The organism is Propionicimonas sp. T2.31MG-18 (genome assembly GCF_964266745.1).
Lineage (GTDB): Bacteria > Actinomycetota > Actinomycetes > Propionibacteriales > Propionibacteriaceae > Propionicimonas.
The window spans coordinates 510,251-532,467 of the sequence record NZ_CAXWGX010000023.1 but is presented as its reverse complement, the minus strand read 5'-3'; the positions used below and the strand labels follow the sequence as shown (position 1 = coordinate 532,467).

Below are 22,217 nucleotides of genomic sequence, written 5' to 3'. Positions count from 1 at the left end.
CCGGTGATGAGCGACGCACCGATCCCCGACCCCGGCCCGACCGGGCAGAGCCGACTGCCGTCGCTCGGCCGCCGGGGCGGCGGCTGGGTGGGGTTGCAGGTCGTCGTCTTCGCCGTCGTCGCGCTCACCGGCTGGCTCGGGCCCGACTGGCCGCCCGCGGCCACCCCGTGGTTGTGGGCGGTCGCGGGTGTCACCCTCGTCACGGGGGTGGGGCTGCTGCTGGCCGGCGGTGCGGGTCTCGGACGCCAGCTGACGCCGTTCCCGCGCCCGGTGCCGGACGGCGTCCTGCGCCAGGACGGCATCTACGGCCACGTCCGCCACCCGATCTACGGGGGCGTGCTGTTGTCGATGCTGGCGTGGGCCCTGGTCACGTCGCCGCTCGCCCTGGCGCCCTGGGCGCTCGGCGCGGTGTTCTTCGACACCAAGCGCCGGCGCGAGGAGGCCTGGCTGCTGGCGACGTACCCCGAGTACGCGGGGTACCGGCAGCGCGTGCGGCGGGCCTTCGTCCCGTTCGTGTGGTGAGCCGGCCGAGCGTTCAGCGCGCGATCCGCCGGCTCCACCAGAAGGCCAGCGCGGCCTCGATGATCCCGATCACCACGATCACCGGCTGGAGGAAGAAGTAGATGCCGAGCAGGGTGACCTGCGCTCCGATCCAGACCAGCAGCGACCCGCCGGCGAGGTAGCCGGCGAGGATCCCCAGGCGCGGCCGCCGGGGCAGGAAGACGACGGGGATCGCGGCCAGCAGGTGCGGCAGGCCGACCAGGGCGATCAGCACCCACCCCGGGCCCACCCACGTGTCGAACGGCGTGCGGGCCAGCCACTGGGTGGGCAACTGCCAGCTGTCGGTGATCAGGCCCACGCCGCCGTAGACAGCCTGCCCGGTGATGAACAGCTCCGTCACCGCGAGCGCCCAGGCCTGCCAGGGCCGGCGGACGCTCCCCTCTTCCACGCTCATCAGTTCCTCTCCTTCTCCACGGTCATCGAGTCCAGGGACAGCCCCAGGTCACGCAGTCGGTTGCACACCGAGTGCACGGCACTCTGGTCCGGGAGCACGCCGACCAGCTCGGTGGCACCGCCGGGCAGTTCCACGGCCGACAGCGGCTCCAGCCACTCGGCCAGCTCGGCCGACAGCCGGCCCGGCACCACCACTCGCATCGTCATCCTCTGGCTCATGTCTCTCCTGATCCACCGACGGCACCAGCCTCTCGCGGGCGGGCTCACCGGGCCTCCATCGGGGGATGGAGTCACTGGTTGATACGCGGCCGGCGAACCCTGCGACGCCCCCACGCCGGAGGCAGCGTCCCGGCTAGCATTCTGCGCAGTGCCGGGGCCCGGGCGGGCGGCGTCGGCCCTGGTGAGGTGGCCATGGATCTGCTGCGCGGCAAGGTGTCGACCCCGCGGGTCGGCCCGGGCCTGGTCTCCCGTCCCCGGCTCACCGAACTGCTGTCTGCGACGCCGGCCCGGCTGGTCGTCGTCTCCGCCCCGCCGGGGTTCGGCAAGACGAGCGCCGTGGTCGACTGGGTGACCACCGCGGGACGGCGGGCCGCGTGGATCTCCCTCGACGAGTCCGACAACGACCCGGGACGGCTGGTGCCCTCCCTCGTTGCCGTCCTCTCCGGCGGCCAGCCGGGAGCCCTCGTCCACCTGGGCGAGGTCGGCGAGCCGGTCGACGTCGCCGCAGGGCTGGCCCGCCTGCTGGAGGAGCCGGACGCGCCGGAGGTCCTCGTGCTCGACGACTACCAGGTGATCTCCGACCGCACCGTCCACGCGGTGGTCGAGGCGCTCCTCGCCGCGCTCCCCCACGATCGGCGGCTGGTGATCAGCACCCGGGAGGACCCCCCGCTGCGGCTGGCCCGGTTGCGGGCAGCGGGCGAGCTGGTCGAGGTGCGCGCCGAGCAGTTGCGCTTCACCGAGGCCGAGGCCGACCAGTTCCTGCGCCGGCGGATGGGCCTCACGCTGCCGCTGGAGTCGGTGGCCGTGCTCACCGAGACCACCGAGGGCTGGCCGGCCGTGCTGCAACTCGTGGCGCTCACCCTCTCCGGACGCCCGGACGCGGCGGCGAGGGCGGCCGCCCTCGCCGCGGAGCACCGGTTCGTCCTCGACTACGTGACCGAGGAGGTGCTCGCCCGCCTCGACCGGCCGACCATCGACTTCCTGCTGCGCACAGCCCATCTCGACCGGCTCACCGGTGAGCTGTGCGACGCGGTCACCGGGCGGACGGACGGCGCCGAGACCCTCAGGGAGCTGGAACGGGCGAACCTTCTGCTGCTGCCGCTGGACGACCAGCGCCGCTGGTACCGGTTCCACCGCCTGTTCGCAGAACTGCTGCGAACCCGGGCCGGCACGGTGGCGGGCGACGTGCACCTGCGTGCGGCCCGCTGGCTGCTCGACCACGACCTGCCGCTGGAGGCCATCGGCCAGGCGGTGCGGGCCGGCTACCCGGCGAGCTACGAGGTGATCTGGCGGGCCGGCGCCCTGCTCATCCACTCCGGCGAACTGCGTGCGCTCCAGGCTGCCCTCGACCTGCTGCCGGACGACGTCGCGCACCACAGCGTGCTGGTGTGCCTGCTCCAGGGGTGGGCCGGTGCCCTGCGCGGTGAGGGTGCCGCGGCGCGGGGGTGGCTGGACCACGCAGCGCGGGCCGCCCGGGACGCGGCCCCGGGCACCGACCCACTCGCCGTGGTCCAGCCCGGGCTGAGCGCGCAGATCAGGTCCACGGCCGCCCGCGCCGAGGGTCGGCACGCCGAGGCGGTCGCCCAGGCAGAGGCCGCCCTCGGGCTCCTGCCCCCGGGGCTGCCGCCGGAGCGCGAGGTGCTCTACCGCGGGGACGCCCTGACGGTGCTCGGACACGCCTTGCTCGCGGCCGGCGAGGTCGACCGTGCCGTGGCGGCCTACGAGGAGGCCCTGCCGCTGCTCGCCTCTGTGGGCAACCGGCTGGCGGTGGCCGAGATGATCCGCAACCTCGCCCGCATCGAGCTGGGACGCGGCCGGCCGGAGGCGGCCCTCGCCGCCTGCGACCGCTTCCCGGCGTCGGCGGGCGACGAGCCGTCGGCCGCGTTGGTTCGGCTGGCGCGCGCGGAGGCGCTGCTCGCACTCGACGACCCGGACGCGGCCGCGGTCGCCCGGTCGGCCATGGAGCTCGCCCGCAGCGGCGGCGACCTGACGACCCTCACCGAGGCGCGGACCCTCGCCACCACCCGGCGCGCCGGCGCGCTCCCGCTCCCCGACGGGCAGACGCTGAGCGCCCGGGAGCAGGAGGTGCTCGCCCTGATGGCCACCGGTCGTTCGAACGCGCGGATCGCCGCAGAGCTCTACGTCACGGTCGGCACCGTGAAGACGCACGTGCACGCGATCGCCACCAAGCTCGGCACGGCGAACCGGGTGGAGGCGGTCGCCCGGGCCCGCGAGCTGCACCTGCTCGCCTGACCGGGCGCCGCTCGGGCCCCGCCGGCAGGACGCGCCGGATCGCCGCTGCGGCCCGGACCGCGGCCGGTCAGCTGCCCGGCGCTGGCACGGGACAGGCGATCTCGCCCTTCAGCCGCACGTGCAGCGCCCAGGCCAGCAGGGCAACGCCACCGACGGCGAGCAGGGGCTGCACCGGGGCGAACCACGTGAGCGCTCCCGTGTAGCCCAGCGCCAGCAGCGCGAGCTTGTTGCACACCGGGCAGCCGACGGCGAGGTAGCTGAGCAGTCCCCCGGCCAGGCCCGCACGGGAGGCCGGCTCGGCGACCGCGTCCCCGCGCACATAGGTCGCGCTGAGCAGCCCGCCGAGGACCGCCGTGACCAGCAGCGCGGGCCAGGCCCACCAGGTGGTCGGTACCGCGCGCCCGAAGACCGGGTTGGGGATCATCGCCGTGGACACCCCCATCAGCACCACCGTCGCGACGGCGGCCAGGAGTGAGACCACCCGTCGGCGACGCGGCCAGGACACCACCGCCCCCCACGCCCGCGCCGCGCTCGGGCGCGACGACGGTCGCACCGGTCCCTGCGGGATGGTGGGCAGGCTCGGCGCGCTGGCGTCCATGGCGGTGCTCCTCACGTCTGCGGACGCTCGAAGCATACCTCCCGGGGTATCGCTCTGCGGGTGCGCAACTGTGCGGCCGACCGAGCTCCGGCCGGAAATCCTGTGCGCAACAGACAAGTCCCGACCCCACGACGCCGGACCGTCCCACCGACGCGCGCGGCGGGACGCGACCCGGGCGGCGCCCTCACTAGGGTGTGCGGCGTGAGCGCAGCCACCGGACCGCACTACCGCTGGGTGGTGCTGGCGGTCTCGGTGCTGGTGAACATCACGATCCAGCTCCAGTGGATCGCACTCTCCCCGGTGAGCGCGACCGCCGCGGCCTTCTACGGCGTCTCCACCACCCAGATCGGCTACTTCTCCATCGTCTTCATGGTGGTGTTCATCCCGCTCTCCATCCCCGCGGCCTGGCTCGTCGACCGGTACGGCATCCGGCTCGCCGTGGGGCTCGGCGCCGTCGCGGTGGCGGTCGGCGGTATCGCCCGCGGGTTGGCGGGCACGTCGTACGCTGCGGCGATGGCGGCGACCGTCCTGGTCGCGGCGGCGCAGCCGCTGATGTTCAACGCGTGGACGACCGTCGCCGGCAAGTGGTTCCCGCGGCGCCGCCGCGCGACCGTCGTCTCGGTCCTCACCCTCGCCATGATGGTGGGCGTCGCCCTCGGCACGGCATTCACCCCGGCGCTGCTGGACGCCGGCCTCGCCCTCGACCAGGTCCTGCTCGCCTACGGCCTGGCTGCGGCCGTCACCGCCGCGCTGTACTGCCTGTTCGCCCGCGACGCCGACCGCGCGATCGTGGACGCCGACCAGGCCCGCGCGCTCGAACTCACCGGGCTGCGGCACGCGCTGCGGCTGCGTCCGTTCCAGGTGTTCCTGGCCGCCCTCTTCGTCGCCCTCGGCGTGTTCAACGGGCTCTCCACCTGGGCCCTGCAGGTGGTGAGCGCGATCGGCCTGCCCGAGTCGGCCGCAGAACTGCTGCTCGAACTGCTGCTGGTGGGGGGCGTCCTCGGCGCCCTCGTGCTGGGCGCCGCCTCCGACCGCACCGGGCGGCGGGTGCCGTGGACGGCCTGGCCGATGATCGTCGCCGCTCCGCTGATGATCGCTTTCGTGGTGCCCCAGGACTCGCTCCTGGTGCTCGGCGCCTGCGCCTTCGCCGTCGGGTTCCTGCTCACCGGCGCGATGCCGGTCGGCATGCAGTACGCCTCCGAGATCGCCGCGCCCACCCCGGAGGGCGCCTCGTCCGGGTTGTTCCAGCTGTGCGGCCAGGCGTCGTTCGTCGTCGTCCTGTTCATGGACGCCGCCCGCACCGGCGACGGCGGGTTCGTGGTGAGCTTCGCCGTCCTCGGTGTCCTGCTGGCCGTGATCGGGGCGTGGATGGCCCGCCAGCCCGAGCCGTCGATGGACGTCGCCATCCCCGGCGACCTGGACTGAGGGTCGCGGGAACGCGCGCCGCGGCCCGCGTGGGGCGTCAGCGGCGCCGGGCGAGCCGCCGGTACAGCGGCCCGAGTCGCTTGTGCAGGTCGACGAAGGTGGCGAACGCGTCGTCGTAGACCGCACGCACGGCCGGGTCGGGCTCGCGCACGTCCGCCACGGCGACCAGGTCGGTGAGCTCCCCGGCGGTGACCGCGCCCACGCCGAGCGCACCGATCAGGCCCGCCCCGCGCGCGTTGGCCGCGACCGGCTGGTCGACCCGGTGCACCGGGACGCCCAGCACGTCGGCGAGGATCTGAGTCCACGAGTTCGAGCGCGCCCCTCCGCCGATCAGCCGGATCGAGCGCACCGGGCGGCCCAGGAAGCCGTTCACCGGCCCCAGCATCCAGCGCGTGTTGAGCGCGATCCCCTCGAAGACCGAGCGCAGCAGGTCGGCGCGGGTGTTGTGCAGCGACACGTTGAACAGGCCGGCACGCAGCGACAGGTCGTCGACCGGCACGCGCTCGCCGTAGATCCACGGGGTGAAGATGACGCCGTTGGACCCGGCGGGCACCCGCGGCACGATCTGGTCGGAGAGCGCGAAGAACTCGCCGCGGACGTCGGCGGCCACGAGCGGGTCGTCGCTGCCGACGACGTTGTCGCGCAGCCAGTTCAGGTTGCCGGCCGCGGTCGCCTGGAGGGCGATCATCAGGTAGCGGTCGTCCAGCGCGCAGGGCACGGACGCGATCCCGTGCAGCGGGTCGGTCTTCTTGCCCGGGACGTGGCCGGCGATCCAGGACGACGTCCCGAGGTAGAGGTGGCAGTCGCCGTTGTCGATGGTCCCCGCGCCGATGGCTGCGGCCGTCACGTCGATCGCGCCGGCCACCACCTGCACGGAGGTGGGCAGTCCCAGGTGGGTGGCGGCCGCGGGGGTGAGGGTGCCGATCACCTCTGTGCAGGCCACGATCGGCGGGAGCTTGGCGGCGTCGATCCCGCACCGGGAGACCAGGCCGGGGTCGTAGGCGACCTTCCCCGGGTCGCGGTTGTCGGTCACCCAGGCGGTGAGGATCGAGTCGACCGTCGCGACCGCCCGTCCGGTCAGGCGCAGGTTGAGGTAGTCGAGGACGTTCAGGAACGTCGCGGTGCGCTCGTACACCTCGGGCAGCTCGTCGCGCACCCATAGCATGTGGGCCGCCTGGTCCTTCCCGGTGGGTGAGGGTCCCCCCCGGTGACCCTCACCCACCGGGCGTGACGGGCCGCGGAGAGCCCGTTGATCGCCGGCCGCCCCCCGAACTGCCGTCGCAGGTTCGGAGCGCCGCGCATGTCCATCCACAGGATGCAGTTCGACAACGCCTCGCCGGCCGCGTCCACCGGGATCGTGCCCTCACCCTGCGTCGAGCAGCAGACCGCCGTCACTGCCCGGAAGTGCGCCGGGTGGGCGGCGGCCAGGCGCGCCGCGCAGCGGCCGAAGGCGTCCCACCAGTGCTGCGGAACCTGCTCGGCACCGCCACCGGGCAGGATCAGCAGCTCCACCGGCTCGGTCTCCCAGCCGACGAGCCGCCCGTCGTGGCCGACGAGGGCGAGCTTCATGCCCGAGGTCCCGAGGTCGGCAGCCAGGACCTGCGGCGGGACGGCGCTCACCCGCACCATCCTCGCGCATCGGCCCCCGGCGGGGACGGAAGCACGCTCAGACCCCCTCGACCAGCGCGAACACCTGCTCGAAGCGCTCCAGCGCGTCATCGACCACCGCGTCGGTGGTCGCCATCGACGTGTAGAGCCGCGAGCCGGCGAGCGTGATGATGCCGTGGGCCGCGTAGGCCGCGCCCATGCGCTCCATCGCGGACTTGCGCACCGGGCTCTCCTTGAACAGCTTGGCGGGGTTGCGCATCGAGAGCATCAGCACCCCGGTCGACTCCAGGTGCACGATCGAGCCCTGGTTGTAGACGACGTACGGCAGCCCGTAGGTCGCGACCAGCCGGTTGAGGCCGGCGGTCAGCCGGTCACCGGCCCGCCCGGCGATCACGGGGGCGTTGGTACGGGCCATCTCCTCGATCGCGAACACCCCGGCCGCACACGACAAGGGGTTCGCGGAGAGCGTCCCGCCCACCTGGACGTGCGCCCCGGACTTGCCGTCCAGGCCGGAGCCGAAGACGGCCATCACGTCGGCCCGGCCGCCCACCCCGCCGGCCATCGGGTAGCCCCCGGAGACCGCCTTGCCGAGCACGGTGAGGTCCGGCTTCACGCCGAAGTAGCCCTGCGCGCCGCCGAGGCCCAGCCGGAAGCCGGTGACGACCTCGTCGAAGACCAGCAGCGCCCCGAACTCGTCGCACAGCTCCCGGATCCGGGCGTTGTAGTCCTCCGGCACCGGACGGGTACCGCTCTCCGGACCCACGGGCTCGACGACGACCGCCGCCGTGCCGCCCCTGGCCCGGTTCTCGATCAGCTTGCGCTTCAGCTCGCCGAGGGACTCCGGGAACACCTCGCGGGTGTTCGCGGTCGCCCCGAGGGGGATGCCCTTCGCGTTCATGCGCCACGTGCCGGGGACGCGGAGGCCGACCACCATGGTGTCGGACCAGCCGTGGTAGGCCCCGCCCATCTTGATCACCATCGGCTTGCCGGTGAAGGCGCGGGCACCGCGCACCGCGGCCATCACACCCTCGGTACCGGAGCCCAGCGCGCGGTACACCTCGATGCTGGGCAGGTAGCGGTTCACGAGTTCGGCGAGCTTCAGCTCGTACTCGTGGAACAGCCCGGTGACCGGCCCGCTCTCGCGGATCACCTCGTCCACCCGCTCGCGCACGGGGGCGTAGTTGCTGCCCAGGATCGTCGGCCCGCCGGCCTGGAGGAAGTCGATGTAGGTGTTGCCGTCGGCGTCGGTGAGGTGCGCGCCCTCCGCCTTGGTGATCGCCAGCGGGAAGGGGTAGTTGAACGCCAGGTTGTGCTGCACCCCGCCCGGGATGAACCGCTTGGCGCGGGTGGTGATCTCCTTGCTGGCCCGGCACCGGGTCTCGAAGTAGTCGAGCACGCCGAGCATCGCGTCGTGGCGCGGGCCGCGGACGGGCTGGTCGACGAGCGCATCGAGGCGCCGGTAGACGTCCTCCACGTCGGGGTAGGTGGAGATCGCGTACCCCAGGCGCGCAGCCTCGGCCCCGGGGACGGCCACGGGTTCGGCGGGCGTCACCTCCTCGCGATCACGGGACGCAGCGATCCGGGCGGCCTCCGCGTCCGCGCTCGGCAGCGGCTCGTCCACGACGTCCTCCACCGGGAGGGCGTGCGTGACCTGGGCGGCGATGCGCTTCTGCTCGGCGCGCAGCTTGCCGATCGCGATCTCGCGGATCGGAGCGGGCACCGTGTAGACCTTGTCGGGCTCGGTCACCAGCGCCATCAGATAGGCGATCGACACCTTCTCGAGCAGGCCCATCGCGAAGACCGCCCGCTCCGGGTCGGCCCCCAGGACGACGACACCGTGGTTGGCCATGATGAACGCGTTCCCGCCCGCGAGGAGCTTCTTGCGCACGTTCCGCGCGAGGAACCCGGTACCGGCCGGCGCGTAGTCGATGATCGGCACCTCCCCGCCGAGGAAGCGGCTCTGCTCGTCCGAGAGCGACGGGATCGGCCGGCGCAGGTAGGCCAGCGCGGACGCGAACGGCTGGTGCGTGTGCACGATCGCGTTCACGTCGGGGCGCTCGCGGTAGATCGTCGCGTGCATCGCTGCCTCCACGGACGGGACGAGCTGCGACGCGCCCTCGACGGCCACCACCTTCGCGTCGAAGTCCACGATGCAGATGTCCTCGGCGCGCATCCTCTCGTAGCCGTAGTTGCTGGGCGTCACCGCGTACCGGCGGCGTCCGGGCACCCGGACCGACACGTTGCCCTCGGTGGCCTTCAGGAAGCCGCGCTCGAGCATGGTGCGACACATGGACACGACGTGCTGGCGGCTGGACGCATACTCCATGCCGCCATTCTTCCTCATCTCAGGCTGCTAGTTCTTGACCCTGCCGGGGGAACCTCCTGGGGGAATACTGTTGTTCCGTGACAACGCAGGAGTTCGCCCCCTGGTCCCGCCTCCCCCGGCACCTGGCGACAACGATGGCTCCCCAGGTGGGCAGGATGCGCGCCGAGATCCTCCGGCTGATCGACGCAGAACGGGGCTGGAGCGAACGTGCGACCAACCCCAAGGTGCGCGCCGACCTGGTGGCCGTCACCGGGACGCTCGTCACCCGCTTCGTCGAGCTGATCGGCACGTCGGCACCCTCCTTCACCGGCCCCGACCGTGCCCTGTTCCGGGAGCTGGGCGCCGGCGAGGCCCGTGAGGGACGCGGGCTGGAGGACCTGCTGGCCGCCTACCGGATCGGTACCCGGGTGCTGTACAGCCGCTTCGCGACGGCCCTCACCGACATCGATCCGTCCCCCCGCGCCCAGGTGGCCCTCGGGGAGGCGGTGTTCGCGCTCATCGACGCGCTCCAGGCCGAGAGCGCGGACGGCTACGCCCACGAGGTCGCCACGCACACCGGCGAGCGCGAGCGGCGCCTGCGCCGGCTCACCGACGCCCTGCTGTCCGGGGACGAGGACGCCACCCGTGCGGTCGCGCCCCAGGTGGGCTGGCCGGTGCCGGGGTCGGTGGCCGTCGTGCTGCTGCCGGTGGAGCTGATCTCGGAGGCCCGCGGCCTGCTCGCCACGCAGGGCGTCGTGGTCGAGCGGGAGGGGTCCGCGGTGGCGGTCCTCGCGGCCGATCACGGCCTCGGCGACCTCCCGGAGCGACTGGCGGCACTGTCCGCACCCCGAGCGCTCGCGGCGCCCCGGGTGGGACCGAGCGTCCCGCTGCTGGAGGCGCGGCGATCCTGGCTGACCGCGCAGCTGCTCGAGGAGGCGCCGGGGGACGGCCCGGCCTGGGCGGTCGACCGGCTGCCGACCCTGCTCACCAGGGGTGCGCCGGACGTCGCCACCACGCTCCGCGACCGGCGCCTGGCGCCGCTGGCCGCGCTGCGCCCGTCCCAGCGCGACCGGCTCACCGCGACGCTGGCAGCGTGGTTGCGGCACTGGGGCCAGCGTGCGGAGATCGCCGCCGAGCTGTCGATCCACCCGCAGACCGTGGCCTACCGGGTGAACCAGCTGCGCGACCTGTTCGGCGAAGACCTCGACGACCCCCGGTGGCGACTGGAGATGCAGCTGGCGCTGCTGTGACCCGGTTAGCCCAGGTCGTGGTTCGCCAGGAAGCGCCCCTGCGGGTCGGCGGACGCCCGCACCGCGCGCAGGCGGGCCAGCACGTCCGGCTCGAACGCGGACGCCGGATCGATCGCCTCTTCGCTGAAGTTGAGGAAGTTCGCACCGCAGCCCCAGGGTGACAGCGCCTCGACCGCCCGCGCGGCGTCCGCACGTCCCCGCGCGCCGAGCTCCGGCGTCGCGGCCACGGCGACGAAGAAGCCCGCGTACTCCCCGCGGAGCCGGTCGAGCGCTCCCCCGTCCGGGTCCGGACGCCCGAGCGCCCCGCCCAGGTGGCGGATCTCGGCGCTCAGCAGCGTGGTTCCGGACTCCGCGCCCGCCGCCTCCACCAGCGCGGCGGCCGCCGCCTCGTCGAAGTCCTCCAGCAGCAGGTGGCCGGAGACGGCCGGCGTCGGGCCCTCGGGATCCATGTGGATGCGGGTCAGCGCCGCCGCGGGGATGCGCGCGAAGGTGTCCAATTCCGGGCCGAGCGCCCGCAGCGGCGCCAGCAGGCCGGCGGCCCGGTCGTCCTCGGCGAGCACGGCCCCGTCCACCACCACCAGCTGGCGTCCCCGCAGGAAGTCGGGCAGCTCGGGCAGCGGCGGCAGGCTCAGCAGCCGGAACGCGGTGGTGACCTCGGGCGCCAGGCCGTGCGTCCAGCGGGCCCAGGCCGCGGCCACCTCGGCCGCGCGGGTGCCGTCCCACAGCAACATGCCGGCGTAGGCCGTGGCGACGGGGAGCAGGCGGGTCTCCAGCGCGGTGACCACGCCGAAGCCGCCACCACCGCCGCGCACCGCCCAGAACAGGTCCGGATGGTGGTCGGCGTCGGTGCGCACCAGCGTCCCGTCGCCGAGCACGACCTCGGCGGCGACCAGCTGGTTGCAGGCCAGGCCGTGCGCCCGGGCGTACCACGACAGCCCGCCGCCGAGCAGGTAGCCGGCGGCCGCGACGTCGGGCGAGCTGCCGTGCATCGCCGCCAGGCCGTGGACCGCGGCAGCCTCCGCGACGTCCTGCCACAGGGTGGCGCCGAGGATGCGGGCGACCCGGCGCTCGGCGTCGATGGTGACGCCGGTGAAGTCCGACAGCCGCAGGAGCACCGCGTCGTCGAACCGGCCGGCGAGCGGTCCGGCACCGTGGCCGGTGCTCTGCGGGACGACCCGGAGCCCGGCCTCCGCCGCCGCCCGGACGACGAGGACGACCTCGTCCGCGCTCGTCGGCACGGCGACCGCTGCCGGGCGTTGGTCGACCGCGACGTTCCAGGGGGTGCGGGCCGCGTCGTAGCCGGGGTCGCCGGGCAGGAACACGCGTCCGTCGAGGAGCCCGCGCAGCGACTCTGCAGTGGCGATCGCGCGGGGCAGGGTGGATTCGATCATGTCTCTCCTTCGTTGGTGGCACCACCGTGCCGCCCCCGCCGCCGGACCGCGATCCCAGCCGCCTGCGGACTTCCGTCCTCAGGGTCGTGGGTGGTAGGAGTTCCCAGCTTTGTGGGATGTCGGCGGCGGGCCGCCTCGCGCGAGACTGGAACCCATGGGGAGGGCACTGGCTGCGGAGCGCGTCCGCAGGGATGTGGAGGTGCTCGCGCGCGCCGGGCTCGACCTGCCGACGTTCGTCGAGGAGGCGATGGCCTCGCTGCGCCGCGCCGTCCCGTTCGACTCGGTGTGCATGGGCACGATGGACCCCAGCACGGGCCTGCTCACCGGCACGCTCAAGTACGGCAGCCTCCGCGGGGTGGACGAGCACGACCACGAGTGGGGGCTCATCGAATACGGCTCGGAGGAACCCACCTCGTTCGCCCGGCTCGGGGAACAGGGCGTGCTCGCCGCGGGCGTCCGCGCCGGCACGGTCGCGCCGCCCGACGGCTCACCGCGCGTGGCGGATTTCATGCTCCCGCACTTCGGGTTCGGCGACGAGTTGCGCGCGCTGTGCCGCGACGACCACGGGCGCCGGTGGGCCGGGATTGCGCTGTTCCGGCTCAGCGACGAGACACCGTTCGACGCCGACGAGGTCGACTACCTCAGCTCGCTCAGCGGCAGCCTGGCCCTGGGCGTGCGTGGCGGCCTGCTGGCCAGCCTCGCTGCGATCGGCACCAGCCCGCTGGCCGGGCCGATCGTGCTCATCGTGGACGGATCGAATCGGGTGACGCGGACGTCGGTCGGCGCGGACGAGCGGCTGGCCGAGCTCACCTCCGGCCCCCTGTCCGGCATCGCCGGCGGCCTGATCGGCTCCCTCGTCGGTGCCGCCCGCCGCTACGCGCAGGGCCTGACGCCGCACGCGCCCCGCAGCCGCGTGCGGGCGGCCAACGGGATGTGGCTGGTGCTGCACGCCTCGCCGCTGAGCGGTGGGGACGGCGGCGGCACGGACGTGGCGGTGACGATCGAGGAGGCGCGCCCGCCGGAGATCGTGCCGCTCGTGGTGGCCGCCTTCGGGCTCACGCCGCGCGAGCGCGACATCACCCAGCTCGTGCTCCAGGGCCTCGACACCAGGGACATCGCGGGGCAGCTGCACCTGTCGGCGTACACGGTCCAGGACCACCTGAAGTCGGTGTTCGACAAGGCGGGGGTCCGCAGCCGTCGCGAACTGATCGCCCGGGTCTACTTCGACCAGTACGTCCCCCGGATGAACGCCGCGCTGGACCCGTCGGGCTGGTTCCTCGACCGCGCCGGCTGAGCGGAGCGCTACCGGGCCGCGGCTGCGTCGTCGTCCGGCGTGGCGAGCAGCCGGCGGACGCCGGCCCGTGCCACCAGCAGGACCAGGATGAGGCCGGTGACGGCGAAGAAGCCGCCCAGCTTCACCTGGCCGGCGAACAGTAACGCCACGATCTCGAGCACGACGAACTTGCTGCCGACCAGGACAGCCCACAGGGCCAGCCCGCCGGCGATCTTGCCGACCATGGTCGTCGCGGCCTTCATCCGGCCCTTCACCCGGTTCTTCACCCACACCACGGCCTCGAGCACGAGCTTGAGCACCACGGCCGTGAGCAGCGAGAGCGTGAACGTCTCCGAGATCACGGCCGGCAGGTACTGCGCCGCGAGATTGAGCACGACGACGTAGACGAACACGTCCACCACGTCGGCAGGCGTCACCCAGCCCGCGCCCGCCGGACCGCGGCCCGCGCCCGCCGCGTCCCGATCGGGCGTGGACGCCGGGTCGGACGAGGTCATCGCCCGATTCCGGCGGCGATGATGCTGGTCACGACGACCGAGGTGATCGTCACCGTGGAGAAGCCGGCCACGATCATCTTGGGCAGGATCTCGCCCTCGATGGCGGCGACCTCCTCAGGGGTCTCGCCGGCCGCCTTCGCCGCCTCCTGGGAGAGGATCATCGTTCCCGGGAAGCCGTACAGCGAGGTGAGGCCGATCGCGATCGACATGGGGATGCTGTAGCCGAGCAGCTTGCCCACCACCAGCGAGAACACCGCGATGCCGATCAGGCCGAAGACGAACGCGATCGCCAGCGGCCCCGCGAGGTTGGCCAGGTCGGCCGGCTTCAGCGTGGCGAGCGGGCCGAACACCATGATCATGATGGCGAGCATCATCAGCCCGAACGAGTCGATCCCGGTGAGCACCGACGGCTTGAACACCCCGGTGGTGCGCAGCACGATGCCCAGGATGAGCGCGACCACGAACGTGTTCAGCGCGCCGTTGGTCAGGTTGTTGATGCCGATGCTCACCAGCACCACGACGCCGACGCTGAACAGCGTCCCGGGCGTGGTGCGCAGGAAGGACGGCAGCAGGCCCTCGCTCGCCGCGCCGACCTCGGCGACCACCGGGGCCTCGATCCGGCCCGCGCGGAACTCGTCCTTCAGCCGGGACGCCTCGCGCCGCAGGAGCAGCGAGGTCAGCGGGAACCCGAACAGGCCCTGGAGCGCGGCGATCAGCACAGGGAACGCCGCAACCGTGGTGAGGCCCACGCCGAGCGCTGCCTCCTGGACGATCAGCACGGAGATCGTGCCGCCGGACAGGGCTCCGATCCCGGCGATGGCGTAGTCCCGTCCGACGGAAATCAGGTCGCCGTAGTCGTTCACGCTGCGCGGACCGCCGCCGAAGATCGCCGCGGCGGCCAGCAGCAGGACGCCGATGCCGACCACGGTGGCGATGCCGATGAGCAGCGTCTTCCACTGCTTCTTGAAGTCGTCGAGGCTGATCATCGTGCCGAGGTGGACGATGATGAAGCCCACCACCACTCCGGCGAGCCCCAGCAACGAGGACGCCTGGAGCAGGTCCTCGGGGAAGACCCCCGTCATGAACCCGATCAGGAAGATGATCGACGCCACGAACAGGCTCGACAGCAACGACTTGGTCTTCTTGGCGACCCAGTCGCTGACGGTCCAGACCAGCATGACCACCACGAATGCGAGCACCGCGTTCATCGGATTCCCCCTGTCTCGGCCGCGTCGGGCCGTCCTTCGTACCCCTGGACCGCCTCCGGGTCGGCGGCGAGGGGTTCGTTCGGTGTGCTGTCCGGCCCGGGTTCACCGGGGTGGATCCGGGAGAGCAGCACGACGCCGGCGATCGCGATCGCGGCGAAGACCACCATCAGGGCCACGGCAGGGCCGGTGAGCATCATGCCCTCACCCAGCACTGCCACGCCGTAGGCCACACCGGCGACGGGCCCGGCGGCGTTGAGCGTCCCGACCACGATCTCGGCGGGCCCGGACGCGTAGCCCTGCTGGATCCACATGCCGGCCAGCACCATGCCGGCGACGATGGACGCCGCCAGCATCCAGAACACGGGTGAGCCGAGCCACGGGCGGCTGGTGGCGTAGTGGCCCATGGCCTTGACCACACCGGACTCCGCGCCGTAGATCACCGCTGCCGCCGCGGACCATGCCAGGCAGCGCCAGCCCAGCGGACCGCGGGCACCGGCCAGCGCCAGCAGCCCTGCGATGCCGAAGCTCACCAGGGTGCCGGTGACCAGCCAGGCGTCGTTGAGCACCGGGTAGGGCGCGGCGTGGCTGATCGCCACCCAGGCGAAGGCGACCGTCCCGGCCATCGTGAGCGCCGCTGCTCCCCACATGGCCGGGGTGATCGGACGCCGGCCGACGCGGGCGGCGAGCAGGATCGTCCAGGGCACTGCGAGGACGCCGATCGGCTGCACCACGGTCACCGGGGCGAGCAGCAGCGCAGTCATCTGGAGCACCGCGCCCACTCCGGTGAGCGCCAGCCCGCCCAGCCAGCGCGGGTTGCGGATGACCGCCAGCAGCTCCGATCCGGACAGCTTCCTGGCCGCACCGCCGCCGCCAGCGGTGTCGCCCACCGCGACGTGCTGCACCACGGAGGCGACCGCGAGGGCGATCGAGGCCAGCACGGTCAGCACGACCGCGAGGGTGATGTTCTGGGTCACGGGAGGGCCTTTCAGAAGCGCCAGATCAGAGGGACCCAGAACACCGCGACGAGCAGGAACAGCAGCAGGAGCGGCAGCCCGAGCTTCCAGTAGTCGCTGAACCGGTAGCCACCCGGCTCCATCACCATCGTGTTGGCTGCGGTGGCCACGGGGGTGAGGAAGGACGCGGCGCCCGCCACGGTGAGGGCCATCATGAACGGGAGCACCGAGACATGCAGGTCGGTCGCGAGGACGGTGGCTATGGGCGCCATGATCAGCACGGTCGCAGTGTTGGAGATGAGCTGTCCGAGCACCATGGTGAGCACGACGAGGGCCGTGAGCGCCAGCGTCGGCGAGCTGTCTCCGACCACGGACAGCAGGCCGTTGGCGATCAGGTCAGCGGTGCCCGTGGCGGTGAACGCCGTCGACAGCGGGATCATGCCGCCGACCAGCACGACGGTCGTCCAGGACACCGAGCGGTACGCCTGCGCAGGGGTGAGCACACGGCTGAGCACGATGGCCCCTGCGGCGAGGAGCCCCGCCACGGCCGGGGGCACCAGCCCGGTGGCGAGAAGGAGCACCATGGCGGCCAGGATCCCGATCGCGCGCTTGGCGCCCACGCCGAGGGGGACGCCGCGGCGCAGCCTCGCCGGGTCGTCGACGACCAGGACGTCCGGGCCGGAGGTGTGCTTCTCCAGGTGCTCCCACGTGCCGCCGAGCAGGAGCGCGTCACCGGCCTGGATGATGGTGTCAGGGCCGGTGAGGTCCTCCCCGCCCCGCTGCACGCCGAGCACGACCAGGTCTCCGCTGGGGGTCGTCATGCCGGGGAACATGTGCATGCCGACCAGGTCGGAGCGCGGCGGCACGAGCACCTCCGTGAAGCCGGTACGGGCGCCGACGAGCTCGGTGTCACCGGGCACGGCGTACTGCTCGCGCAGGACCTTCGCCTGCATCCCGAGGTCGGGCGGCAGGGTGGTGGGCGCGCGGTCGGGCAGCAGCCGCTTGCCGAACAGGACGATGATCCCGAGCGTCCCGACCACCAGGGGGACGCCGGCCAGCCCGAACTCGAGGAAGCTGAAGGGGCGCGCACCCGCGTCAGCCGCCGCTTCGCTGACGATGATGTTCACCGGCGTCCCGGTGAGGGCGAGCATCGATCCGGCGTGCGCGGAGAACGCCAGCGGCATCAGCATCTGGCTGGGCGTCAGGCCCGCGCGGACGGCCACCACGACCACCACGGGGATGAGGGCTGCGACCGCGCCGTTCACGCTGATCAGGGCCGTCAGCACAGCGACCAGCAGCCCGATGACCACCAGAAGGGACGTGCGTCCCGTCCCGCCCCTGCTGACCACCTCCTGTCCTGCCCAGGCCGTGACGCCGGTGGAGTCCAGCGCCTCGGACACGATGAACAGGCTCGCGATGAAGATCACCGTGGGGTCGCCGAAGCCGGCGAGCGCCTGCGGCAGCGTCAGGATGTTCGTCGCCCACAGCGCCAGTGCCACGCCGAGCGCGACGATCCCGACCGGCACCTTGTTGGACATGAAGGCCACCACGGCCAGGACCAGGATGGTCAGGACGATGGCCACCGGGCCAAGACCGAACATCTACGCCTCTTCCCTTGCGTCGAGGCTGTGCGGCTAGTCCGTTCCGGTCGGAGCGCTGAAGCCGGCGGCGAGCTGCGCGAGGAGCCGCGCGCCGAAGCCGGTCGCACCCGCGGAGCGCCACGCGTCGTCGGCGTCGGACGCCATGGTGCCCGCGATGTCGATGTGCGCCCACGGGACGCCGGCCACGAACTCGTCGAGGAACAGCGCGGCCGTGGTGGCACCCGCGTGGGGGCCGCCCAGGTTGGAGATGTCGGCGATGTCGGAGTCCAGCTGCTTGCGGTACTTCCGCTCCAGCGGGAGCTGCCACACCGGCTCGTCGGTCGCCGCGGCGGCCGCCTTCACCCGCTCGATCATGCCGTCGTCGTTGCCGAGGAGCGCAGCCCGGGACTTGCCGAGCGCCATCAGCGCCGCGCCGGTGAGCGTGGCGATGTCGACGATGGCGTCCACGCCAGCCTCGACGGCGAGCGCGAGCCCGTCCATCATCGCCAGGCGACCCTCGGCGTCGGTGTTCTTCACCTCGACGGTCTTGCCGTTGCGGCAGGTGAGCACGTCCCCGAGCTTGTAGGCCGAGCCGGACGGCATGTTGTCGGTGCAGCACAGCCAGGCCGTGACCGCCGCCGGGACACCGAGGTCACGCAGCGCGGTGAAGGCGCCCATGACGGCCGCCGCGCCGCCCATGTCCATCTTCATCAGCAGGTGCATGGGGTCGGACGGCTTGAGGCTGATGCCCCCCGAGTCGTACATGATGCCCTTGCCGACCAGCCCGAGGTGGCCCGTGACCTCGCCCTGCGGCGCGTAGGTGAGCACGACCAGACGGGGCTCCTCCTCGCTGCCGGCGTTGACGCCCAGGATGCCGCCGCAGCCCATCTCGATCAGCTGGGCCTTGTCGTAGGACTCGACCTCGAACCCGTACTCCGGACCCAGCTCGGCGGCGAGGTCGGCGAGGTCGGTCGCTGTCAGGTGCCCGGGCGGGGTGTTGGCGAGGTCACGGGCGACCGTGGTCGCCCGCACACCGACCTGGCCGACCGCCACGCCGGCCGCGACCTCCGCGGCGTCCGCGCCGGCGACCTTCAGCTGGAGGACCGCGAGAGGCACCTCCTTCGCCTGCGCTTTGAGCGCCGAGTAGCGGTAGCGGGCGAGCAGGGCACCCTCGGTGAGCACCTGGCCGGCCACCCGGGCATCCAGGCCCAGCTCTCCGACCTCGATGCCGATCCGTCCGCCCTTCTTCGCGGTGGCCCGGGCGGCCGCCGCGGCGGCGTCGCGCACCTTGTCCGCGTCCAGGTCCCCGGCCTTCCCGATGCCGACCAGCACCAGCGGGTGCCCGTCCTGGGCGACGACCAGGCTGCTGCCCGGCTCGGCGTCGAAGCCGGCGGCGGCCAGGGCGTCGGACCCCAGGCCCACCAGCGGGGTCAGGTCGGTGCCGCTGGCGACGAGGACGGCGACGGCGTCGACGTCGGAGAAGTCATCGACCACGCGCACGTCGCAGCTGTTACCCAGCGAGGGCACGGCGGTGAAATCGGCGGGAATCAGCTTGTTCGCGCTGCGTGACATCGGTGCTCCACTTCCTTTGCTGAGGCACGGCGAAGCCGGCCAATCAGCACCCTAGCGGTCCGCCCTCCGGGCGCTCCAGAACACGCCAGTGTCCAAAGTGGTCGCGTTCTCAGTAGGCTCCCCGAAGACAGCGTCCGGCGCTTCAGGCCGGGCCGACGATCGAAAGGCACTACTCCATGCCGGATTTCTGGCTCAACCTGGGCAGCGTGATCTGGTACACGCTCACCATGGTGATCTTCATCTCCTACCTGTTCGCCCTGTTCGCCATCGTCGGCGACCTCTTCCGTGACCGCGAGCTCAGCGGCGGCCTGAAGGCCGTCTGGATGTTCTTCCTGATCTTCGTTCCGGCCCTCACCGCCCTCATCTACGTGATCGTGCGCGGCGGTGGCATGGCGACCCGGGCGCAGGCCCAGGCCGAGCAGGCCAAGGCCGCGACCGACGACTACATCCGCTCGGTCGCGGGCAGCCCTGCCGACGAGATCGCTCGCGCCAAGGCCCTCCTCGACGCCGGCACGATCACGGCCGAGGAGTACGCGGCACTGAAGGCGAAGGCCCTGGCCTGAGCCCTGGCCGGTCGCCCGGCACACGCTGCGCAGCGCCCCGTCCCGTCACGAGAGTGAACGGGGTGGGGCGCTGCGTCGTCCTCCCGGCGACCGTCGCCGGACGTGGCCGTGGACCCTGCTGCGAGGTGGCGTCCCACCGCTATCGTGGGGCGCGTCGGGTGCGCCCCGACCGACCCGAGAAAGGCCCGCCGTGGACGGTCCCGCAGATCTGGACGACGTCCAGCCCGATGCCGACGAGAACCTCCGCGCGTTCATCGACCGGCTGGTCGAGCAGGGCTACACGGTGGCGGACGGGGACAGCCCCGACCCCGTGCTGATCGACCCGCTCGGCCGGGCTGTGGAGACCTGGCGGGAGGACTACCCCTACGACGACCTGCTCGACCGCGACGAGTACGAGCACCAGAAGTACCTGCTCCAGATCGAGCTCCTGAAGCTCCAGTACTGGGGCCAGGACCACGGGATCCGCCACATCGTGGTGTTCGAGGGCCGCGACGCCGCCGGCAAGGGCGGCACGATCAAGCGCTTCACCGAGCACCTCAACCCCCGCGCCGCGCGCGTCGTCGCCCTCACCAAGCCGTCCGCGCGCGAGCAGGGCCAGTGGTACTTCCAGCGCTACGTCCAGCACTTCCCCACCGAGGGCGAGATCGTGCTGTTCGACCGCTCCTGGTACAACCGCGCCGGGGTCGAGCGGGTGATGGGCTTCTGCTCCGACGACGAGTACCAGACCTTCATGAACCAGGTGCCGGAGTTCGAGCGCCTGATCGTCGACTCCGGCATCCACCTGACCAAGTTCTGGTTCTCGGTGACCCGGCGCGAGCAGCGCACCCGCTTCGCGATCCGCCAGATCGATCCGGTCCGCCGCTGGAAGCTCTCCCCCATGGACCTGGAGTCACTGGACCGGTGGGACGACTACGGGGCGGCCAAGGAGGCGATGTTCGCTCGCACCGACACCGACCACGCCCCCTGGATCACGGTGCGCAGCAACGACAAGAAGCGTGCGCGGCTGAACGCGATGCGCTACTTCCTGAGCCGGTTCGACTACGAGGGCAGGGACGCGTCCGTCATCGGCGAGCCCGACCCCCTGATCGTGACCCGCGCCCGCGACACGATCGGCGACTAGGAAGCTCGCCCCGGCTGCCCGGAGCGACCCCGAGGACGGGGACGCCTAGCCTCGCCCCCGGACCACCCGGCCGACGCGGCGGCGCGCGTTGCGGTAGATCAGGTGCAGGCCGCCGCGGGCGATCTCATCCTGGCTGCGCCGCAGGTCGCGCTCGGCACGGGCCAGCGCGGAGCGCGTCTGGACCAGCTCGTCGCGCAGCCGCTGCGCGCGCCCGGCCTCCACGTCGGCGGTCCGGGCGCTGGTGTAGGTGTTCAGCGCGAGCTCGCGCTCGAACGGGGTCATCGGCACGAAGGCGTCCGGGTCGCCGGCGTCCCCGGTGAGCGTGCTGCTGATGAGCCCCAGGTTGTCCAGAGTCGTCCGCCAGAGCCGTTCCCGGGCCACGGCGAACGCGGCCCGCTCCCCGTCCGGGTCGCCGAACCAGCGCTCGACGAGGTCGAGCACCCGGGTTGTCCAGCCGTCCCCGCGTGGCTCGACGGCGAGGTCGGGACGGCCGAGGTCGTCCACGAAGTAGGCCAGCTTGCGCCGCGCGGCCACCGAGACGATGCCGTTGCCCATCCCGAACGGGATCATCTGGCCGTGGCCGCGCATGCCGATCGTCAGCGGGAGGCGCCCGTAGTAGGCCAGGCCGTCGAAGAGCCCGCGCGGGGCGGCGTGCAGCCGGACGTGTCGCGCGGGGACGCCGTGGTCGCGAAGGTGGTCGGCGAACGCGTCGTCGACGTCGCTGTGGCTGATCACGTCGAGCTCGTAGCCCCGGCGACGCAGGTCGCGGGCGACGGTCAGCAGGCCGGCGAAGACCTCCCTGCCGTCGAAGCCGGCGAGCTCGTTGCGCGCCTCGAAGGTCACCTGGAGCCCGACCCTGCGCTCGGGGGCGAGGTCGGGGACGTACAGGTCCGGCACGAGGTGGGACGCGACGGTCGTCGGGCACGGCTGGAACAGCACCTTCCCGGCGAGCTCGGGACGCAGGTAGCCGCGCACCGCCTCCATCGAGCCGTGGTTGCGGACGCCGAAGAAGGCCGCCTTCTCGACTGTCGCGTTCAGGTGCTCGGTGAACACCGGCTCGAACTCCGGCTCGCCCTCGAAGCGGTTGTAGCCCACGGCGAAGACGACCAGCGGCACCGCGATCGCCGCGAGCCGGTCGAGGCCGATGTTCCACTGCCAGCCCGCATTGGCGTTCTCGTTCGTGCTGCGCAGCATCAGCCCGCCGCCGCCGAGGACGACGGCGTCGGACTCGGCGTTGATCTGCTCCACCGTGCGGGGGCCGACCACGTGGCGAAGGTTGGTCGTGGAGGTCACGAGGAACTTCTCCCGCCCGGAATAGCCGTCGAACAGCTGCCTGACCAGCTCGAACAGCACCGTGTCGCCGTAGTTGTTCCTCGGCTTGAGGTCGAAGTGGAACAGGTGCCGGGTCACGCCGGTCGGTCTCCTTCCCG

The 22,217-nt window shown here is 72.6% G+C and carries 20 protein-coding genes; 7 read left to right on the top strand and 13 right to left on the bottom strand.

The window, feature by feature from the left end; genetic code table 11:
* The first annotated feature begins 6 nt into the window (after positions 1-6).
* Positions 7-522, top strand: a complete 516-nt coding sequence (locus ACFQQJ_RS10470) for a methyltransferase family protein (protein WP_377106262.1) — start codon at positions 7-9, stop codon at positions 520-522.
* 13 nt (positions 523-535) lie between these two features.
* On the opposite strand, the gene ACFQQJ_RS10465 is transcribed toward ACFQQJ_RS10470, so the two are convergent.
* Together ACFQQJ_RS10465 and ACFQQJ_RS10460 are read right to left on the bottom strand one after the other, a co-directional pair.
* On the bottom strand, positions 536-955 hold the full coding sequence (locus ACFQQJ_RS10465; RefSeq protein WP_377106261.1) for a hypothetical protein: 420 nt from the start codon (positions 953-955) through the stop codon (positions 536-538).
* Complete coding sequence (locus tag ACFQQJ_RS10460) at positions 955-1,173, bottom strand: hypothetical protein (RefSeq protein WP_377106259.1); 219 nt, start codon at positions 1,171-1,173, stop codon at positions 955-957. Before ACFQQJ_RS10460 ends, ACFQQJ_RS10465 begins: the two co-directional genes overlap by 1 nt.
* 192 nt (positions 1,174-1,365) lie before the next feature.
* Here ACFQQJ_RS10460 and ACFQQJ_RS10455 point away from each other — a divergent pair, with 192 nt between their 5' ends.
* Positions 1,366-3,426 (top strand): LuxR C-terminal-related transcriptional regulator, encoded by a 2,061-nt coding sequence (locus ACFQQJ_RS10455; RefSeq protein ID WP_377106258.1) that lies wholly within the window; start codon positions 1,366-1,368, stop codon positions 3,424-3,426.
* A 67-nt stretch (positions 3,427-3,493) separates the two neighbouring features.
* Here the strand turns inward: ACFQQJ_RS10455 and ACFQQJ_RS10450 are convergent, their stop codons facing one another.
* On the bottom strand, positions 3,494-4,024 hold the full coding sequence (locus tag ACFQQJ_RS10450) for a hypothetical protein (protein WP_377106256.1): 531 nt from the start codon (positions 4,022-4,024) through the stop codon (positions 3,494-3,496).
* A gap of 201 nt (positions 4,025-4,225) precedes the next feature.
* Between ACFQQJ_RS10450 and ACFQQJ_RS10445 the strand changes: the two genes are divergently transcribed.
* Complete coding sequence (locus tag ACFQQJ_RS10445; RefSeq protein ID WP_377106254.1) at positions 4,226-5,449, top strand: MFS transporter; 1,224 nt, start codon at positions 4,226-4,228, stop codon at positions 5,447-5,449.
* A 37-nt stretch (positions 5,450-5,486) separates the two neighbouring features.
* On the opposite strand, the gene ACFQQJ_RS10440 is transcribed toward ACFQQJ_RS10445, so the two are convergent.
* From ACFQQJ_RS10440 to ACFQQJ_RS10430, 3 genes are read right to left on the bottom strand one after another with little or no spacing between them, the layout of a single operon-like run.
* Positions 5,487-6,614, bottom strand: coding sequence for an FGGY-family carbohydrate kinase (locus ACFQQJ_RS10440; RefSeq protein ID WP_377106253.1), 1,128 nt, complete (start codon positions 6,612-6,614; stop codon positions 5,487-5,489).
* The gene (locus ACFQQJ_RS10435; protein ID WP_377106251.1) at positions 6,557-7,069 is read right to left on the bottom strand and encodes an FGGY family carbohydrate kinase; all 513 of its coding nucleotides are present in this window, start codon (positions 7,067-7,069) and stop codon (positions 6,557-6,559) included. The genes ACFQQJ_RS10440 and ACFQQJ_RS10435 overlap by 58 nt, the downstream gene beginning before the upstream one ends.
* A gap of 46 nt (positions 7,070-7,115) precedes the next feature.
* Positions 7,116-9,383 carry an aminotransferase class III-fold pyridoxal phosphate-dependent enzyme gene (locus tag ACFQQJ_RS10430; RefSeq protein ID WP_377106249.1) on the bottom strand — a complete coding sequence of 756 codons (2,268 nt, stop codon included), beginning with the start codon at positions 9,381-9,383 and terminating at the stop codon, positions 7,116-7,118.
* Positions 9,384-9,538: 155 nt separating this feature from the next.
* Here ACFQQJ_RS10430 and ACFQQJ_RS10425 point away from each other — a divergent pair, with 155 nt between their 5' ends.
* A complete protein-coding gene (locus ACFQQJ_RS10425; protein WP_377106247.1) occupies positions 9,539-10,612 on the top strand; it encodes a PucR family transcriptional regulator in 1,074 nt (357 codons plus the stop codon).
* A 5-nt stretch (positions 10,613-10,617) separates the two neighbouring features.
* Here ACFQQJ_RS10425 and ACFQQJ_RS10420 read toward each other — a convergent pair whose 3' ends face one another.
* The gene (locus ACFQQJ_RS10420) at positions 10,618-12,003 is read right to left on the bottom strand and encodes an FAD-binding oxidoreductase (protein WP_377106245.1); all 1,386 of its coding nucleotides are present in this window, start codon (positions 12,001-12,003) and stop codon (positions 10,618-10,620) included.
* A 154-nt stretch (positions 12,004-12,157) separates the two neighbouring features.
* Here ACFQQJ_RS10420 and ACFQQJ_RS10415 point away from each other — a divergent pair, with 154 nt between their 5' ends.
* Entirely contained in the window at positions 12,158-13,297 is a 1,140-nt protein-coding gene (locus tag ACFQQJ_RS10415) for a LuxR C-terminal-related transcriptional regulator (RefSeq protein WP_377106244.1), read from the top strand.
* Positions 13,298-13,305: 8 nt separating this feature from the next.
* Here ACFQQJ_RS10415 and ACFQQJ_RS10410 read toward each other — a convergent pair whose 3' ends face one another.
* From ACFQQJ_RS10410 to ACFQQJ_RS10390, 5 genes are read right to left on the bottom strand one after another with little or no spacing between them, the layout of a single operon-like run.
* Positions 13,306-13,791: a hypothetical protein gene (locus ACFQQJ_RS10410; RefSeq protein ID WP_377106243.1), complete on the bottom strand. Its 486-nt coding sequence runs from the start codon at positions 13,789-13,791 to the stop codon at positions 13,306-13,308.
* Positions 13,788-14,999 carry a hypothetical protein gene (locus ACFQQJ_RS10405; protein ID WP_377106241.1) on the bottom strand — a complete coding sequence of 404 codons (1,212 nt, stop codon included), beginning with the start codon at positions 14,997-14,999 and terminating at the stop codon, positions 13,788-13,790. Before ACFQQJ_RS10405 ends, ACFQQJ_RS10410 begins: the two co-directional genes overlap by 4 nt.
* Positions 14,996-15,973: a hypothetical protein gene (locus tag ACFQQJ_RS10400; RefSeq protein ID WP_377106239.1), complete on the bottom strand. Its 978-nt coding sequence runs from the start codon at positions 15,971-15,973 to the stop codon at positions 14,996-14,998. The genes ACFQQJ_RS10405 and ACFQQJ_RS10400 overlap by 4 nt, the downstream gene beginning before the upstream one ends.
* An 11-nt stretch (positions 15,974-15,984) precedes the next feature.
* Complete coding sequence (locus ACFQQJ_RS10395; RefSeq protein ID WP_377106237.1) at positions 15,985-17,553, bottom strand: SLC13 family permease; 1,569 nt, start codon at positions 17,551-17,553, stop codon at positions 15,985-15,987.
* Between the two features lie 33 nt (positions 17,554-17,586).
* Positions 17,587-19,104: a leucyl aminopeptidase gene (locus tag ACFQQJ_RS10390; protein WP_377106236.1), complete on the bottom strand. Its 1,518-nt coding sequence runs from the start codon at positions 19,102-19,104 to the stop codon at positions 17,587-17,589.
* Positions 19,105-19,280: 176 nt separating this feature from the next.
* Between ACFQQJ_RS10390 and ACFQQJ_RS10385 the strand changes: the two genes are divergently transcribed.
* Positions 19,281-19,667, top strand: coding sequence for an SHOCT domain-containing protein (locus ACFQQJ_RS10385; RefSeq protein ID WP_377106234.1), 387 nt, complete (start codon positions 19,281-19,283; stop codon positions 19,665-19,667).
* 190 nt (positions 19,668-19,857) lie between these two features.
* The gene (gene ppk2 / locus ACFQQJ_RS10380; protein ID WP_377106232.1) at positions 19,858-20,787 is read left to right on the top strand and encodes a polyphosphate kinase 2; all 930 of its coding nucleotides are present in this window, start codon (positions 19,858-19,860) and stop codon (positions 20,785-20,787) included.
* A 45-nt stretch (positions 20,788-20,832) separates the two neighbouring features.
* Here ppk2 and ACFQQJ_RS10375 read toward each other — a convergent pair whose 3' ends face one another.
* Positions 20,833-22,197: a polysaccharide pyruvyl transferase family protein gene (locus ACFQQJ_RS10375; protein WP_377106230.1), complete on the bottom strand. Its 1,365-nt coding sequence runs from the start codon at positions 22,195-22,197 to the stop codon at positions 20,833-20,835.
* Between the last annotated feature and the right edge of the window lie 20 nt (positions 22,198-22,217).

Bases quoted from the DNA above. Each gene is read 5' to 3' on its own strand.
- ACFQQJ_RS10470 (WP_377106262.1), top strand. From the start codon at position 7: ATGAGCGACGCACCGATCCCCGACCCCGGCCCGACCGGGCAGAGCCGA.
- ACFQQJ_RS10465 (WP_377106261.1), bottom strand. From the start codon at position 955: ATGAGCGTGGAAGAGGGGAGCGTCCGCCGGCCCTGGCAGGCCTGGGCG.
- ACFQQJ_RS10460 (WP_377106259.1), bottom strand. From the start codon at position 1,173: ATGAGCCAGAGGATGACGATGCGAGTGGTGGTGCCGGGCCGGCTGTCG.
- ACFQQJ_RS10455 (WP_377106258.1), top strand. From the start codon at position 1,366: ATGGATCTGCTGCGCGGCAAGGTGTCGACCCCGCGGGTCGGCCCGGGC.
- ACFQQJ_RS10450 (WP_377106256.1), bottom strand. From the start codon at position 4,024: ATGGACGCCAGCGCGCCGAGCCTGCCCACCATCCCGCAGGGACCGGTG.
- ACFQQJ_RS10440 (WP_377106253.1), bottom strand. From the start codon at position 6,614: ATGCTATGGGTGCGCGACGAGCTGCCCGAGGTGTACGAGCGCACCGCG.
- ACFQQJ_RS10430 (WP_377106249.1), bottom strand. From the start codon at position 9,383: ATGGAGTATGCGTCCAGCCGCCAGCACGTCGTGTCCATGTGTCGCACC.
- ACFQQJ_RS10425 (WP_377106247.1), top strand. From the start codon at position 9,539: ATGCGCGCCGAGATCCTCCGGCTGATCGACGCAGAACGGGGCTGGAGC.
- ACFQQJ_RS10420 (WP_377106245.1), bottom strand. From the start codon at position 12,003: ATGATCGAATCCACCCTGCCCCGCGCGATCGCCACTGCAGAGTCGCTG.
- ACFQQJ_RS10415 (WP_377106244.1), top strand. From the start codon at position 12,158: ATGGGGAGGGCACTGGCTGCGGAGCGCGTCCGCAGGGATGTGGAGGTG.
- ACFQQJ_RS10410 (WP_377106243.1), bottom strand. From the start codon at position 13,791: ATGACCTCGTCCGACCCGGCGTCCACGCCCGATCGGGACGCGGCGGGC.
- ACFQQJ_RS10405 (WP_377106241.1), bottom strand. From the start codon at position 14,999: ATGAACGCGGTGCTCGCATTCGTGGTGGTCATGCTGGTCTGGACCGTC.
- ACFQQJ_RS10395 (WP_377106237.1), bottom strand. From the start codon at position 17,553: ATGTTCGGTCTTGGCCCGGTGGCCATCGTCCTGACCATCCTGGTCCTG.
- ACFQQJ_RS10390 (WP_377106236.1), bottom strand. From the start codon at position 19,104: ATGTCACGCAGCGCGAACAAGCTGATTCCCGCCGATTTCACCGCCGTG.
- ACFQQJ_RS10385 (WP_377106234.1), top strand. From the start codon at position 19,281: ATGCCGGATTTCTGGCTCAACCTGGGCAGCGTGATCTGGTACACGCTC.